Genomic DNA, 14,769 nt, shown 5'->3' with positions numbered 1-14,769 from the left:
ATCAGTATGCTCTTGCCACAAAAATCCGCTCTACCGCAGGCGCGCCGGTGAAAATGCACGTGCCATCGGCAGCAGTGGCATCCATCGGCACATTACGGATCGTGAGCTTCAGCGCCTTGAGCTGTTCGACAACCTTGTCGAGCGCTTCGCCAGTCGGCCTAGACCATTGCACTTCGACCCAACCAGGGAAGACCTTCCCTTCGGCAAAGAAGTCGGTGAGCGCATCGAGCGTATCGATCCCGCGCGTGATATTCGCATCGCGGCGATCGCGCGCTTCCTGGAACAGATTTTGTTGAATGTCCTGCAGCAGGCCGGCGATACCGGCGACGCATTCCTCGCGCGAGGGCGCTGAAAAATCGGGCTTGGCCGCATCATTCCACAACCGGTCCCGCCGCAACTGGCTGACCTTGCCATTTTCCATGTCACGGCCACCAATTTCCAGGATGACAGGCGCACCCTTGCGCACCCAATCCCAGCGTTTTGCAGCAGCCTTGCCCGGCTTGGTGTCGAGCAGTACCCGCACGGGTTCGCCCAATGCCGTCTGCCCGGCGATCTGCGTGTGCAATTCGCGGCAATAGGCGATCAAGGCTTCATCCCCCGCATCATCGCGCAGCATGGGCAGGATAACCACCTGGAACGGTGCGATTGCAGGTGGCACCCGCAATCCATCGTCGTCCCCGTGGGTCATGATCACGCCGCCGATCAGGCGCGTGGACACGCCCCAACTGGTGGTGTGCGCGTGGCGTTGGCCACCTTCCCGATCCTGATACTGGATGCCCGCAGCCTCCGCAAAGCTGGTGCCGAGGTAATGCGAGGTACCGGCCTGCAAGGCCTTGCCATCCTGCATCATCGCTTCGATCGAATAAGTCGCCTCAGCCCCGGGAAAACGCTCATTCTCGGGCTTTTCCCCGGCGACAACCGGCATGGCCAGAACGTCTTCGGAGAAGCTCCGGTACATTTCGAGCGCACGCAGCGTTTCTTCCATCGCGCCATCGCGATCTTCATGCGCGGTATGCCCCTCCTGCCAGAGGAACTCGGATGTCCGCAAAAACATGCGCGTGCGCATTTCCCAACGGACCACATTGGCCCACTGGTTGGTCAGCATCGGCAGATCGCGCCAGCTTTGCACCCAACGCGCCATCGCCGCGCCGATCACGGTTTCAGAAGTGGGGCGAACCACAAGCGGTTCTTCCAGCTTCGCCTCGGGATCGGGGACCAGTCCACCCTTGTCACCCGCGACGAGCCGATGATGGGTAACCACCGCCATTTCCTTGGCGAAACCTTCAACGTGTTCCGCTTCTTTCGCAAAGTACGACAGCGGGATGAACAGCGGGAAATAACAGTTCTGCACACCGGCGGCCTTGATCCGGTCATCCATCAATCGCTGGATGCGTTCCCAGATGCCATAACCCCACGGTTTGATCACCATGCAGCCACGCACGCCCGATTCTTCGGCCATATCGGCTTGCGACACGACCGCCTGATACCATTGGGCGAAATCGTCGGCGCGCTTGACGGAAAGAGCATGGCGTATTGCGGACACGGATATCTCGTTTTTCTGGGTGGATTCTTTGCCTGCTCCATAAGGCAAAACCCGCTCATGTCGAGCGGGTCTCACCAGTTCGCACAAGGTCCGCGAATTATCGCGGCGAGTCCACTATCCCGCCTACTTGCCCAGAGAATCGAGTTTCCGTTGCATTTCGGCCATCTGTTCACGCAGTGAAGCCAGTTCATCCTTTTCCTGCGCCGGCACCTCATCCGAAGCCGGGCTGGCCTTGTTATCGCCGGGCATGAACGCCGATGTCGCGGCCTTGAACATCGCGATATTCGTTTCGGCCAGACGGGCAAATGGATTGGTTGACACGCCGCCCTTGAATGCTTCCTGCAGCTTCTTCTGATTGGTGACGAAGTTTTGCATCGTGGCTTCGAGGTAATGGGGCATCATGGACTGCATCGAATTGCCATACATGCTGATCAACTGGCGCAGAAAACTGACGGGGAGCATCTGTTCCCCGTTGGCTTCTTCTTCCATAATGATCTGCGTCAGAATGGAATGGGTAATGTCCACCCCTGTCTTCGCATCAAGCACCTGAAACTCGATGCCTTCCCGCGTCATCCGCGAAAGGTCTTCCAGGGTGATATAGCTGGACGAACTCGTATTATAGAGACGTCTGTTGGCGTACTTCTTTATGATGACCGGACCGTTTTCGGTTCCGCCCGCTTTTGCCATCGCCGCGTTCCTCCATCATTCCCCAAAAAAAGGCGTTTAGCATGCGCGATGTGTGCAGTGCAACAAGAGGGCTAGAGACGTTGGAAACGTTGTCCCAATATGGTCAGCAGTTCATATTGTGTCAGGCCCGCGACTTGTGCGGCTTCGGGCAGATCGTAAGGCACCTCGATCCAATCGCCTTCGCGCAGCGATGGCATTGCGGCAAGGTCAACAATGACCATATCCATGGAGATACGCCCCAGAATGGGTAGTGCAGCGCCATGACTGCGCAAAGCCCCTTTGCCGCCCCAGCTTCGCAGGAAGCCATCGGCATAGCCGATGGAGACAACACCGGCGCGGATAGGCCTGTCTGCGGTGAACGTGGCATTGTAACCGACGGTTTCGCCCGGTGAAATGTCCCGGCATTGAATGATCGCCACCTCAATCGTTGCGACCTGGCGAATCTGCCCCTCCAGCGCGGGACAGGGCACCCCCCCATAGAGCGACAGGCCCGGCCGCGTGACATCGAAGGCATAATCCGGCCCAAGCGTTATCCCCGCGCTATTGGCCAGACTACGGCGGCGTGCCGGAATGGCCGCACAGGCTTGCGCAAACCGCACCAGTTGCCTGTGGTTGAGTGCGCTCTCCTCGTCAGCCGATGCGAGATGCGACAGCAGAACATCGGTATCCAGCGCCGCGATCTCCGACGCAGCCGCATCTTCGTGCGCAATCCCGAGGCGGTTCATGCCGGTATCGATCATAAGATCGCAGCGTCCGCCACCGGTTTCCTGCCATAACCGCGCCTGATGCACGCTGTTGATCACGGGCTTCACGCCCACTGCCCGCGCATAGGCGCAATCTGCCGCGTTCAACGGACCGTGGAGCACAGAAATCTGGTCGGCAGGCACATGGGGCAACAAGCCCGGAACTTCCCCCCAATGCGCCACGAAAAAGTCGCGCGCACCCGCATCGCGCAGCACCGGTAGCGCCGCATCTATGCCCAGTCCGTAGGCATTTGCCTTGACCGCGGCGCCCGCCCGCGCCTCTCCTGACATGGCATTCAGAACGCGCCAGTTATGTTCCAGCGCGGCATGATCGAGACGAAGGCGAAGGGCAGGAGCGGGTGGGTTAAGCGACATCTTCTGTGAAATCTTGCGGCGGACCGGAAGGGATACCCCATAGGCCGACCAGCAGGGAAACAAGAACGAACAGCCATGTGTACCAGAGACCGGCATAGGCGTCGCCCGACTTGGCCACGATATAGTTGGCAATCAGCGGAAGGAAACCTCCGAAATAGCCTGCCCCGATATGATAGGGGATCGACATCGAACTATACCGGATTCGCGCCGGGAACAATTCCGCGAGTAGCGCGGCAGCCGACCCGAATGTCAGCGCCGAAAGCGCACCGAGCACCACGAGGATCGCAACGATCCCCAATGCCCGCGGCCATGATGGTTGTTGAACGGAAAAGTCAAAACCACGCGCGGCAAGTGCCGTTTCGATCCCAACCTTGCGCGCAGCGTTATCGTTCATCCATGCTTCCGGCAGGGCGATATCCTGCCCCCCTGCGGTCAGCCGCAAGGTATCGCCCTTCACGATCGTATAGGGCACACCGCTGGCCACCAGCGTTTCAAGCACGCGCCCGCATGGGCTTGCCCGCGTGCCCGAAAGATCTCCGAAGGGATCGGTGCTGCAGGCAGGCCCTTCGACTTGCACCGGATTAGCTTCGGCAGCAGTCCATATCCCCGGATTGGCGAGATTGCCCATCATCCAGAACGCCGGGAACAGCAGTATCAATGTCAGGAAATTGCCAATGATGATCGGCTTTTTCCGCCCCACGCGGTCGGACCACTTGCCCACGGGCAGATAGAGAAACATCGTGATGAAGCCAGCCACGAACAGGATCAGTTCCACTGTCAGGCCATCGACCCGCATCGGGCCGCGCAAGAACGACAGGCTGGTGAAGAAGGCCGTGTACCAGATCGTTGTCAGACCTGCGGTAATGCCGAAAAGCGCGACAAAGATGCGCTTTTTGTTGCCGGGGTAGGTAAAGCTTTCGATAAAGGGGTTCTGCGAAGTTTCACCGGCCTCCTTCATCGCCTTGAATACGGGGCTTTCCGAAAGCTTGAAGCGCATCCACAGGGAAATGGCGAGCAAGATGATCGAAAGCAGAAAGGGCAGTCGCCAGCCCCAATCGCTGAAGGCATCTTCCGGAATGAACAAGCGGCACAGCAACACGACCGAGATGCTGAGCACGAAACCCCCGACAACACTGCCCTGAATGAAGCTGGTGTAGAAGCCGCGTCGATCAGGCGGTGCGTGTTCGGCCACATAGGTGGCGGCGCCGCCATATTCGCCGCCGAGCGCCAGACCCTGAAGAATTCGCAGGAATATCACGAGCAACGGGGCCGCCAGCCCGATTGATTCGGCATCGGGGACAAGGCCCACACCCGCCGTGGCGATGCCCATCAGCGTCACCGTCACAAGGAAGGTGTACTTCCGCCCCAACCTATCGCCCAGATAGCCGAAGAGGATTGCCCCGATCGGCCGAAAACCGAAACCGATGGCAAATGTCGCCCAGGTCAGAAGAACGGATAAGGTGGGGTTATCGGCAGGAAAGAAGGCCTTCGATATGACCGCGTAAAGCGTGCCGTATATGAAGAAATCATACCATTCGAATATGGTGCCTGCCGACGATGCCGCGATCACAAGGCGTACGTCTGACTCGTTTTCCTGCTCGACGGCTGCAGGCGCCACAGAACTGGCCATGTCCCCCCTTCCACTCCCTGGAATGAGGATGATCTAGCCGTTGCGATCTGCATTGGAAAGCGCTTGCTCCGCAGCTTTCCAGGGCAACAGCAGGGCGCCATGCCGGCCGGGGTACGCGCGCACAGCCTCTATCGCGGCAATGCCCGGCCAATCGGGCAATGCGCCTTCGCCAGCCAGCCAGCGTTCCAGTGCCTGCCGTGCAGCGGACACACTGTCGCGGTCTTGTCCCGGCGAAGCATCGGCAAAGATCGCGGCCGCCGCCTGACCCACTGCGCAGGCATGGACTTTCATACCGATAGCAATAATCGCCTGCGTATCGTCCAGCGCCAGCCCCATAGCGATCGTGCTACCACAACTGGGAGAACGCGCAGTCCCCTGAAACGGCAGCGAGCTGTCCGCGGGATAATCGGCCAGGCGAACCGCCAGTTGCAGAAGCTCCGGCGTGTAAAGCCGATCCGCGCCTGCCATCAGCCGTTCTGATCCGTTCCGCCCATGGAAATCCGCCGTTCCTTGATCATCTGGACAAGTTCGTCGGATGCGGTTGTGATGAACGGATAAGTGCGTGCGGTGGTAATCCAGGTCGGCCGCCCTGCCACACCCCATACGGTATCATAGCCCAGCGCCAGTATCGAAAACGCCAGCACCGCGATAATAATACCCTTGAGCGCGCCAAAGCCGAAGCCGAGCACGCGGTCCACCGGCCCCAGAACTGAAGAACGGGAGGCATTGCCCAGCCATTTGGCGATCAGTTTAATTGCCGCATAAGGAACGATCAGCAGGAAGGCGAACGCCACCAAAGAGGCCACCACGCCATTTCCCATGTGTTGCGCCAGCCAGGCGGTTACCGGTGTATGCAACGCATGAATGACAAACAATGTCAGTATCCACGCGCACAGCGTCAACGATTCCTGCACGAAGCCGCGCAAGAATCCACCGATTGCCCCGATCCCGATCAGGAGCAGCACTATGATATCAAAGCCCGTCATTCGGACCTTGCATTAGTTTTAGCTAACGATCCGGTCAACGAGCTTCGCCAGAGAAGGCAACCCTTCAAATGCAATGCCAGCCACTTTTTCTGCAGATCCTGTCGGCCCGTGGCCGCGATCGAAGCCAAGCTTAAGGGCTTCACGCAAACGCACGCCGGGGTGCGCAACAGGTCGTATTTCGCCAGCAAGCGACACTTCGCCAAACCAGATCGCGCCTTTTGGCAAAGGACGGTCGGCCAGCGCGGAAACCAGCGCCGCCGCCACAGCCAGATCGGCCGCAGGATCGGCAAGGCGATACCCCCCCGCGACATTGAGGTAGACTTCCGCACTGGAGAAATTGAGCCCGCAGCGTGATTCCAGCACCGCCAGCAGCATTGCCAATCGTCCACTGTCCCACCCGACCACCGCGCGCCGGGGCGTGGCGCCGCTCTGCAGCCGTACGATGAGCGCCTGCACTTCCACCAGAACAGGCCGGGTTCCTTCAAGAGCCGGGAACACCGCACTGCCCGCCAGAGGCTCATCCCTTCCGGAAAGGAACAGCATCGAAGGATTGGCGACTTCCTCCAGCCCATCCCCTTCCATCGCGAAAACACCGATCTCGTCCACGGCGCCAAACCGGTTCTTCAGGCTTCGCAAGATGCGGTACTGATGGCTGCGCTCCCCCTCGAAGCTCATCACCACATCGACCATGTGTTCCAACACCCTCGGCCCGGCAATGGCGCCGTCCTTGGTTACGTGCCCCACCAACACGAGCGCCGCGCCGCTTTCCTTCGCATAGCGGATCAGTTCGAAAGCACAGCCACGCACCTGACTGACCGTTCCAGGCGCACCCTCGATCGTGTCCGAATGCATGGTCTGGATCGAATCGATCACCAGCAGGGCGGGCGGTTCCATCGTGTGCAAGGTTGTGAGAATATCACGCACCGATGTCGCGGCCGCGAGCCGGATCGGCGCATCGGCCAGCCCCAGCCGCGCCGCACGCATGCGCACTTGCCCGGCCGCCTCTTCGCCGCTGACATACACGACATCGCCGCCTGCCTTGGCGATCCTGCCTGCCGCCTGCAACAGCAGCGTGGACTTGCCGATCCCCGGATCCCCGCCCATGAGAATGGCCGAACCGGGAACCAGCCCACCCCCCAATGCGCGGTCAAATTCGGCAAGGCCGGTAGCCCGGCGTTCCAGTGCCTTCCCCGGAACATCGAGCGGTTCGAACAGAATGGGGCGGCCACCCGATGACAGATCGTGCTTCTGTGAAAACACCGTCGCCGGTGCTTCTTCCGACAGGGTGTTCCATTCCCCGCAATCGGCGCATTGCCCCTGCCATCGATGGGAAACACTGCCACAAGCCTGGCAAACATAGCGACGTTTTGTTTTGGCCATAGGTGCGCGATAAACAGAACATAAAAGGAACGCAATTGCTTTCCGTGCGACAAGCTTCCACTATGCGCGCATGCCGCAGAAAGAACTTCGCATTGCCCTGGTTTGCTATGGCGGGGTCAGCCTTGCCGTATACATGCACGGCGTCACCAAGGAGGTCTGGAAGCTCGCCCGCGCCAGTCGCGCAATGCATTCGGGCGAAACCTGCCTTGGCGGCAGTGAACGCGTGTACTGCGATCTCCTCCGCGATATTGAGGCGAAGCAGGGCCTCGAATTGCGTGTTCTCCCCGATATTCTGACAGGGGCAAGTGCTGGCGGGATCAATGCCGTGTTTCTCGCCGAAGCGATCCATTCGGGGCGCTCGCTCGAACCTTTGACGAATCTCTGGCTGGAAATGGCCGATGTCGACAAACTACTCGATCCCGAGGCGCGGCCATGGTCCGTGATGACCAAACAATGGGCCTGGCCGCTGGTGCAATATGTTCTCACCCGCCCCGGCAACGCGGTGTCGGAGAGCGTTGCCCCCGAAACGCGGAAGGAAGTGCGGGCGAAGCTGTCCCGTTTCGTCCGCAGCCGCTGGTTTGCCCCGCCCTTTTCCGGGATTGGTTTTTCACACCTCCTCTGCAAGGCATTCGAAGCCATGCGCGGGGTTCCACCGGATGAGCCGTTGCTGCCTGCCGGGCACCCCATCGATCTATTCGTGACCGCGACGGATTTTCGCGGGCACCCTGCTCTCCTGCGATTGAACAGCCCCGCCGTGGCGGAAGAGAGCGAACATCGTCTGCCTATCGGATTTCATGGTCGCGCACCTGCGGAAGGTGGGACCAGCCTTGCCGATCCGCTGGAACTGATATTCGCCGCACGCTCCACCGCTAGTTTCCCGGGGGCCTTCCCACCTCTGCGCCTGGCTGAAATTGACCAATTGGCGCGGGAAAACGGATCGGAATGGCCCGGTCGCGAACAATTTCTCCGCCGAATCATGCCCGATCACATGCGTCGCGGGGATGCCGAAAGCGTGTCGTTGATTGACGGGTCCGTGCTCGTGAACGCACCGTTTGCGGAAGCCGCCGCGCGCCTTTCCACCCGACCCGCGCAACGTGAGGTGGATCGCCGCTTTGTGTATATCGATCCTCGGCCGGACCGGTGGAGCGGGTCAGACGCATTGCGCGATCGCCCGGTCGGGTTTTTCTCCGCGATATTCGGTTCGCTTTCCACGATTCCCCGCGAACAGCCGATCCGCGACAATCTCGAATTTCTTGAACACCAGTCACGGGAAGCGGAACGTCTGCATCTGATTGTCCGGGCCTTGCGCCCCGAAGTCGAACAGGTGGTGGATGATCTGTTCGGGCACACGCTGTTTCTCGACAGGCCCACCCCGCGAAGGCTGCAGGCGTGGCGCGCCAAGGCGCAGCAGGCCGCTGCGGAACAGGCCGGCTTTGCCTATCACAGCTACGCGCAGGCCAAGTTTGCCGGGATCATCGATCATATGGCCCGCACGATCAGCGAGGCCGCGCCGGAACTGGGGCTGCCCGGACTGGAACCCATATGCCAGCGGTTGCGGGCGGAACTGGCGGCACGGGGGATGCGAAGCCTGTCCTATCCCAAAGGCGGGGCAAGCAAGGACGCCATTGCCTTCTTCCGGGCACACGACATCGCGTTCCGCATTCGCCGTCTGCGTTTCCTCGCCCGTCGGTTGTCCGTCGAATGGGAAAGCGATCCCGAGATTTCCGAACAGGATAGGGAAAAGGCCAAGAAGCTCGTCTATGATTCACTCGCGCTCTATTTTGAGCGGGAGACAGTGGACTGGCTGGGGGCTCAGTTCGCCGCCGATGCGCATATTGTCATGCAAAATCCGGGCGAATCCGTCGATGCCTTGCAGCGCCTGCGCGATCTTCCCGGTGTAGACCGAACCGTCGAAGCCATGTTTGCGGAACAACTGGCAGAGATGCCCCGCGCATTGCGCCGGCGAATGTTGCTGGCCTATCTCGGTTTTCCCTTCTTCGACATCGCGACGCTGCCCCTTCTTCGCAATGAAGGCCTTACCGAATTCGACCCGGTCAAGATCGACCGGATATCACCGGAAGATGCGCGTTCCATCCGCGAAGGCGGCACGCGCGCAACCCTGCGTGGGATCGAATTCTATAACTTCGGGGCGTTCTTCAGCCGGGCCTACCGCGAGAACGATTACCTCTGGGGCCGGTTGCACGGCGCGGAACGCATGATCGATATCGTGGTATCCACGCTTGAGCATCCCATGCCAGCAGAAGATATCTTCCGCTACAAACGGGCGGCATTTCTGGCTGTGCTGGATGAGGAAGAGAAACGCCTGACAACCGATCCTCGCCTCATTCCCGGATTACGGAAAGAGATTCTGGCGAAAATGAGGTAGTCGGAACAGGCGGGGTACCCCGCCTGTCGCCTTATTCGGTCAGATCGTTCCAGGCATCTTTCAGACGATCGAAAAAGCCGCGACTTTCGGGGCATTCCTCGCCTGTTTCGGTTTCCTGGAATTCACGCAGCAGTTCCTTCTGCCGCGCCGAAAGCTTGGTCGGAGTTTCCACCATGACTTCGGTCACCAGATCGCCGCGCCCACGCCCTTGCAGCACAGGCATGCCCGCCCCGCGCTTGCGCAGCTGCTTTCCGGACTGAATGCCTGCGGGAATTTCGACAACGATCGTCTCCCCGTCCAGACCGGGAATATCGATCGAGCCACCCAAAGCGGCGACTGTGAAACTGATCGGTACGCGCGTGTACAAGGCCGTCCCTTCGCGCTGAAACACACGATGCGGCCGGATTTGCAGAAAGATATAGAGATCGCCCGGAGGTGCGCCCATCGGGCCGGCTTCGCCCTTGCCGGAAAGGCGGATGCGCGTGCCGTTATCGACCCCTGGAGGAATCGATACGTCAAGCTTCTGCGCCTTGTCGACGCGACCTTCCCCTCCGCAGCTGCGACAGGGGCTTTCGATGATTTCGCCACGCCCATGGCATTGCGGACAGGTCCGTTCGACAACGAAAAAGCCTTGCCGCGTCGTCACTTTGCCGTGCCCGTGGCACGTACCGCAGCCCCGTGTTCCGGTTCCAGGCTGCGCGCCAGAGCCTTCGCAGCTATCGCACTGGGTCGAAACCTCGACCTCGATCTGTGTTTCCTTGCCATGGAAGGCATCGTCGAGCGAGATTTCCATGTCATAGCGCAAGTCAGCACCGCGCCGTTGCCGCGCTCTGCCACCGGCACCGCCGAAAGCGGAACCAAAAATCGTTTCGAAGATGTCGCCCAGATCGCCGAAGTCGCCAGCACCGGCACCGCGCCCGGCAGCGCCATAACCACCCTGCTGGAACGCCTCGTGCCCAAAGCGATCATATGCCGCACGTTTCTGCGGGTCTTTCAGGCAGTCATAGGCCTCATTGATGGCCTTGAATTTCGCTTCGGACACATCGCAACCCGGATTGCGATCCGGATGATACTGCATCGCAAGCTTGCGGTAGGCCGACTTCAGCGTTTTGCCGTCCGCCGACTTCTCGACCTCGAGCAGTTCGTAATAATCTACTTGCATGGCCATTGCCCAACCTCAAACGCGATCGCCACCGGCACGTCCCGATACAGGGGATGCACCAGTGGCGACCTCGGTTCCATCAGGCAATCAGCCCTTGTTGTTGTCTTCGTCGACTTCCGAGAATTCGGCGTCAACGACATCGTCCTGCGGCGCTTCACCGGCACCTTCCGGTGCGCCGCCCGCAGCCTGTTCCTTCTCGTAAATTGCCTGCCCCATCTTCATCGCAAGCTGGGTAAGATTCTGTGTCTTGGCGTTGATGTCATCGACATTGCCGCCTTCGATGGCCGTGCGGGTTTCGGCTAGCGCAGCCTCGATTTCCGACTTGAGGCCAGCGTCGACCTTGTCGCCGTTATCCTGGAGCTGCTTTTCCGTTGCGTGAACGAGACTGTCGGCGTTGTTCTTCGCTTCTGCGGATTCACGACGCTTCTTGTCTTCTTCGGCAAACTTTTCCGCATCCTGGACCATCTGGTCGATGTCGGTTTCCGACAGACCGCCAGATGCCTGAATCCGGATCTGCTGTTCCTTGCCGGTGCCCTTGTCCTTTGCCGAAACGTTGACGATGCCGTTGGCGTCGATGTCGAACGTCACTTCGATCTGGGGGACGCCACGCGGTGCGGACGGAATGCCCACAAGATCGAACTGGCCGAGAATCTTGTTGTCCGCCGCCATTTCACGTTCACCCTGGAAGACGCGAATGGTCACCGCCTGCTGGTTGTCTTCAGCAGTCGAATAGACCTGCGACTTCTTGGTCGGGATTGTGGTGTTGCGATCGATCATGCGCGTGAACACACCGCCCAGCGTTTCGATACCAAGCGACAGCGGGGTCACGTCCAGCAGCAGCACGTCCTTGACATCGCCCTGCAAAACACCGGCCTGAATGGCCGCGCCCATGGCAACGACTTCGTCCGGGTTCACGCCGGTGTGCGGCTTCTTGCCGAAGAACTGTTCCACGACTTCGCGCACTTTGGGCATGCGGGTCATACCGCCGACCAGCACGACTTCGTCGATCGCGTTCTTGTCGAGACCGGCATCGGCCAGCGCCTTCTTGCACGGTTCCAGCGTCCGCTGGATCAGGCCTTCGACAAGCTTTTCAAGCTGCGAACGCGTGATCGTTTCCACGAGATGGAGCGGGGTCGTGGCGCCGCCTTCCATACGTGCCGTGATGAACGGCAGGTTGATTTCGGTCTGCTGTGCGCTGGACAGCTCGATCTTCGCCTTTTCGGCAGCTTCCTTCAGGCGCTGCAGAGCAAGCTTGTCCGTCCGCAGGTCCATATTTTCCTGCTTCTTGAACTGATCAGCCAGATATTCGACAATGACCGTGTCGAAGTCTTCACCACCGAGGAACGTATCCCCGTTGGTCGACTTCACTTCGAACACGCCATCGCCGATTTCGAGGATCGAAATGTCGAACGTGCCGCCGCCAAGGTCATACACGGCAATGGTCTTGCCGTCATTCTTGTCCAGACCGTAAGCGAGTGCCGCAGCGGTCGGCTCGTTGATGATACGCAGCACTTCAAGACCGGCGATCTGACCGGCATCCTTGGTTGCCTGGCGCTGCGCGTCATTGAAGTATGCGGGAACGGTGATGACCGCCTGGGTGACGCTTTCACCCAGATAGGATTCCGCCGTTTCCTTCATCTTTTGCAGAATGAAGGCCGAAATTTGCGACGGGCTGTAATCTTCGCCACCCGCCTTGACCCAGGCATCGCCATTCTTGCCCTGTGTAATGGTGTAAGGGACGAGTCCCATATCCTTCTTGGTCAGAGGATCGTCAAAGCGACGGCCGATGAGCCGCTTCACCGCGAATACCGTATTGTCAGGATTGGTAACGGCCTGACGTTTTGCAGGCTGGCCGATAAGACGTTCACCATCCTTGGTGAAAGCGACGATCGACGGGGTCGTACGCGCACCTTCCGAATTTTCGACCACCTTGGGCTTGCCGCCATCCATCACCGCAACGCAGCTGTTGGTCGTACCAAGGTCGATACCGATAACTTTGCCCATTATTTCCTCATCCTAAATCAAAGTGTGGACACTGTGCGGTTCGCCTCCCGATTGCGGCAAGACGGATTACACAGCTCAAAGGACAGTGCCCTCGTAGGCGGCGATATAGGTGCGCTTTTTCCTTGCACAAGGGATAGCGGGGGCTAGTTTCCCCAATTGGGAACAGGAGGCAAAAAAACATGAAATCGATAATATTCGCACCGCTTGCTCTGGCTCTTGCCGCTGCAACACTGACAGCATGCAACGAAAAGCCCGCACAAACAGCGGATGAGGTGAATGCCAAACCAGGCGTAGCGGTGACGAATGGCCGCCTCGTGCTGCCGGCGGTATCGGGCAATCCCGCCGCACTCTATTTCGATGTCGTGAATAATGGCGATGATTACGCTGTGCTGCGCAAGGCAGAAGTGCCCGGCGCGAAAGAAACCGCCATGCATCAGTCCGTTACCGCCAATGGTGTGACACAGATGCAGCCTCTGGCGCCGGTCAATCTGGAAAAGGGCAAGCCAGTGAAGTTTGAGCCGAGCGGCTATCATGTGATGGTTATGGGGCTGGCCCCCGCACCCAAGGTCGGAGAGACGACTGAAGTGACGCTCACATTCGCAGGCGGCGACAAGCTGAGCTTCGACGCTAAAGTAGAAGGCCCCGGGGGTGGAAACTGAGTAACAGTCTGATTTTGGAAAGGGCGGCTTGCCCGGCGGGTGGCGAACGGCCACTCACTGAAGGTGAAGTCGCCCTCGTCCGCAGCATGTTCGGAACAGCGATCGATTGCGGGCTTGTTACGCTCCGGCGGCGGAAATGGTTTCCTTTCCAGCCCCGCGACAGGATGATGGCCCCATGTGGCCATGTGCATTTTCATCCCAAAGATCCGATCTATTGCGACGACTTCGCCACCGCATCGCTCGATCGCCAGGGCTATTTTCTGCATGAGATGACCCACGTCTGGCAGGCGCAAGTACGCGGCAGGTTCTATCTTCCGCTTAGAAGGCATCCCTTCTGCCGGTACGGCTATATGCTGGCGCCGGGGCGGCCTTTACATCGGTACGGGATTGAGCAGCAGGCCGAGATTATCCGCCACGCTTTTCTGATGCGCCACGGCAGGCAAATCGCCGGCGTCAGCGATGTTCGTGCCTATGATATGCTGGTCAACTTCGCCGGGGCGGACAAACGGGACTAAGGCCCCTCACACCGTCTTTACCGCGCCCAACGCGTAACGACCCCACATAAGTCGTTCGTTGTTGTTACGTTGTTGCAGGCGCCTGCCGCCCGCAACAACGTAACAACAGCCATCACTCAGGCTTCTTGGCCACAGCGACCATGGCCGGGCGCAGCAGGCGATCCTTGATCATGTAGCCTGCCTGCAGTTCCTGAATCACCGTGCCCGGTTCCACGTCTACCGACGGCACTTCAAGCATCGCCTGATGCTGATTGGGATCGAGCGGCAAGCCCATCGCGGCAATCCGGCTGATACCGTGCAGACCGAAAACCTTATCGATTTCACGCGCCGTGGCTTCGATCCCGGCAACCAGGCCTTTGAACTTGTCATCTTCACGCAATTCGGCCGGGACCGCGTCAAGCGCCCGCGCAAGATTGTCCGAAACGCTCAGGATATCGCGCGCGAATCCTGTGGCCGCATACGTGCGGGCATCGCTGATGTCCTTTTCCAGACGGCGACGCACATTTTGCGTTTCTGCCTGCGCATACAAGACCTCCTGCTTCGCTGCGTCGAGCTGCTCTTGCAGGATAGTGACGGCATCTGCGGCATCACTTTCCCGGTTATCTGCCGTATCCAGCAAGTCTTCGGGAACACCCTTCAGCTCCGCAGCCATTGCGGGGTCTTCGTGCGGCTGCGATTTTTGATCAGTCATAATCTCTA

At 59.5% G+C, this 14,769-nt stretch carries 13 protein-coding genes; 3 read left to right on the top strand and 10 right to left on the bottom strand.

Annotated features, from left to right (window positions below; translation table 11 throughout):
* Position 1: 1 nt before the first annotated feature.
* The 7 genes from proS to radA form a co-directional block, all read right to left on the bottom strand.
* A complete protein-coding gene (gene proS / locus EGO55_RS19380) occupies positions 2 to 1,543 on the bottom strand; it encodes a proline--tRNA ligase (RefSeq protein WP_021690470.1) in 1,542 nt (513 codons plus the stop codon).
* 123 nt (positions 1,544 to 1,666) lie between these two features.
* Complete coding sequence (phaR, locus tag EGO55_RS19375) at positions 1,667 to 2,230, bottom strand: polyhydroxyalkanoate synthesis repressor PhaR (protein ID WP_021690471.1); 564 nt, start codon at positions 2,228 to 2,230, stop codon at positions 1,667 to 1,669.
* Positions 2,231 to 2,301: 71 nt separating this feature from the next.
* A complete protein-coding gene (gene alr, locus EGO55_RS19370; protein WP_021690472.1) occupies positions 2,302 to 3,348 on the bottom strand; it encodes an alanine racemase in 1,047 nt (348 codons plus the stop codon).
* Positions 3,338 to 4,978, bottom strand: coding sequence for an MFS transporter (locus EGO55_RS19365; RefSeq protein ID WP_021690473.1), 1,641 nt, complete (start codon positions 4,976 to 4,978; stop codon positions 3,338 to 3,340). The genes alr and EGO55_RS19365 overlap by 11 nt, the downstream gene beginning before the upstream one ends.
* A gap of 33 nt (positions 4,979 to 5,011) precedes the next feature.
* On the bottom strand, positions 5,012 to 5,446 hold the full coding sequence (locus EGO55_RS19360; protein WP_021690474.1) for a hypothetical protein: 435 nt from the start codon (positions 5,444 to 5,446) through the stop codon (positions 5,012 to 5,014).
* Positions 5,446 to 5,964, bottom strand: coding sequence for a CvpA family protein (locus EGO55_RS19355; protein ID WP_021690475.1), 519 nt, complete (start codon positions 5,962 to 5,964; stop codon positions 5,446 to 5,448). The genes EGO55_RS19360 and EGO55_RS19355 overlap by 1 nt, the downstream gene beginning before the upstream one ends.
* Before the next feature lie 18 nt (positions 5,965 to 5,982).
* Positions 5,983 to 7,344 carry a DNA repair protein RadA gene (radA, locus tag EGO55_RS19350; RefSeq protein ID WP_040716037.1) on the bottom strand — a complete coding sequence of 454 codons (1,362 nt, stop codon included), beginning with the start codon at positions 7,342 to 7,344 and terminating at the stop codon, positions 5,983 to 5,985.
* A 70-nt stretch (positions 7,345 to 7,414) separates the two neighbouring features.
* Here radA and EGO55_RS19345 point away from each other — a divergent pair, with 70 nt between their 5' ends.
* Positions 7,415 to 9,730: a patatin-like protein gene (locus EGO55_RS19345; protein WP_021690477.1), complete on the top strand. Its 2,316-nt coding sequence runs from the start codon at positions 7,415 to 7,417 to the stop codon at positions 9,728 to 9,730.
* 31 nt (positions 9,731 to 9,761) lie between these two features.
* On the opposite strand, the gene dnaJ is transcribed toward EGO55_RS19345, so the two are convergent.
* Both dnaJ and dnaK read right to left on the bottom strand, forming a co-directional pair.
* Entirely contained in the window at positions 9,762 to 10,898 is a 1,137-nt protein-coding gene (gene dnaJ, locus EGO55_RS19340; RefSeq protein ID WP_021690478.1) for a molecular chaperone DnaJ, read from the bottom strand.
* 81 nt (positions 10,899 to 10,979) lie between these two features.
* Positions 10,980 to 12,896, bottom strand: coding sequence for a molecular chaperone DnaK (gene dnaK, locus EGO55_RS19335; protein WP_021690479.1), 1,917 nt, complete (start codon positions 12,894 to 12,896; stop codon positions 10,980 to 10,982).
* A 179-nt stretch (positions 12,897 to 13,075) separates the two neighbouring features.
* Here dnaK and EGO55_RS19330 point away from each other — a divergent pair, with 179 nt between their 5' ends.
* Both EGO55_RS19330 and EGO55_RS19325 read left to right on the top strand, forming a co-directional pair.
* On the top strand, positions 13,076 to 13,555 hold the full coding sequence (locus EGO55_RS19330; protein ID WP_021690480.1) for a copper chaperone PCu(A)C: 480 nt from the start codon (positions 13,076 to 13,078) through the stop codon (positions 13,553 to 13,555).
* A 185-nt stretch (positions 13,556 to 13,740) separates the two neighbouring features.
* Positions 13,741 to 14,070, top strand: a complete 330-nt coding sequence (locus EGO55_RS19325; RefSeq protein ID WP_210766588.1) for a hypothetical protein — start codon at positions 13,741 to 13,743, stop codon at positions 14,068 to 14,070.
* A 112-nt stretch (positions 14,071 to 14,182) separates the two neighbouring features.
* Here EGO55_RS19325 and grpE read toward each other — a convergent pair whose 3' ends face one another.
* On the bottom strand, positions 14,183 to 14,761 hold the full coding sequence (gene grpE / locus EGO55_RS19320; RefSeq protein ID WP_040716039.1) for a nucleotide exchange factor GrpE: 579 nt from the start codon (positions 14,759 to 14,761) through the stop codon (positions 14,183 to 14,185).
* Positions 14,762 to 14,769 lie beyond the last annotated feature (8 nt).

It is taken from the genome of Caenibius tardaugens NBRC 16725 (assembly GCF_003860345.1).
Lineage (GTDB): Bacteria > Pseudomonadota > Alphaproteobacteria > Sphingomonadales > Sphingomonadaceae > Caenibius > Caenibius tardaugens.
The sequence above is the reverse complement of the archived record's forward strand: the minus strand, read 5'-3'. Positions and strand labels throughout refer to the sequence as shown.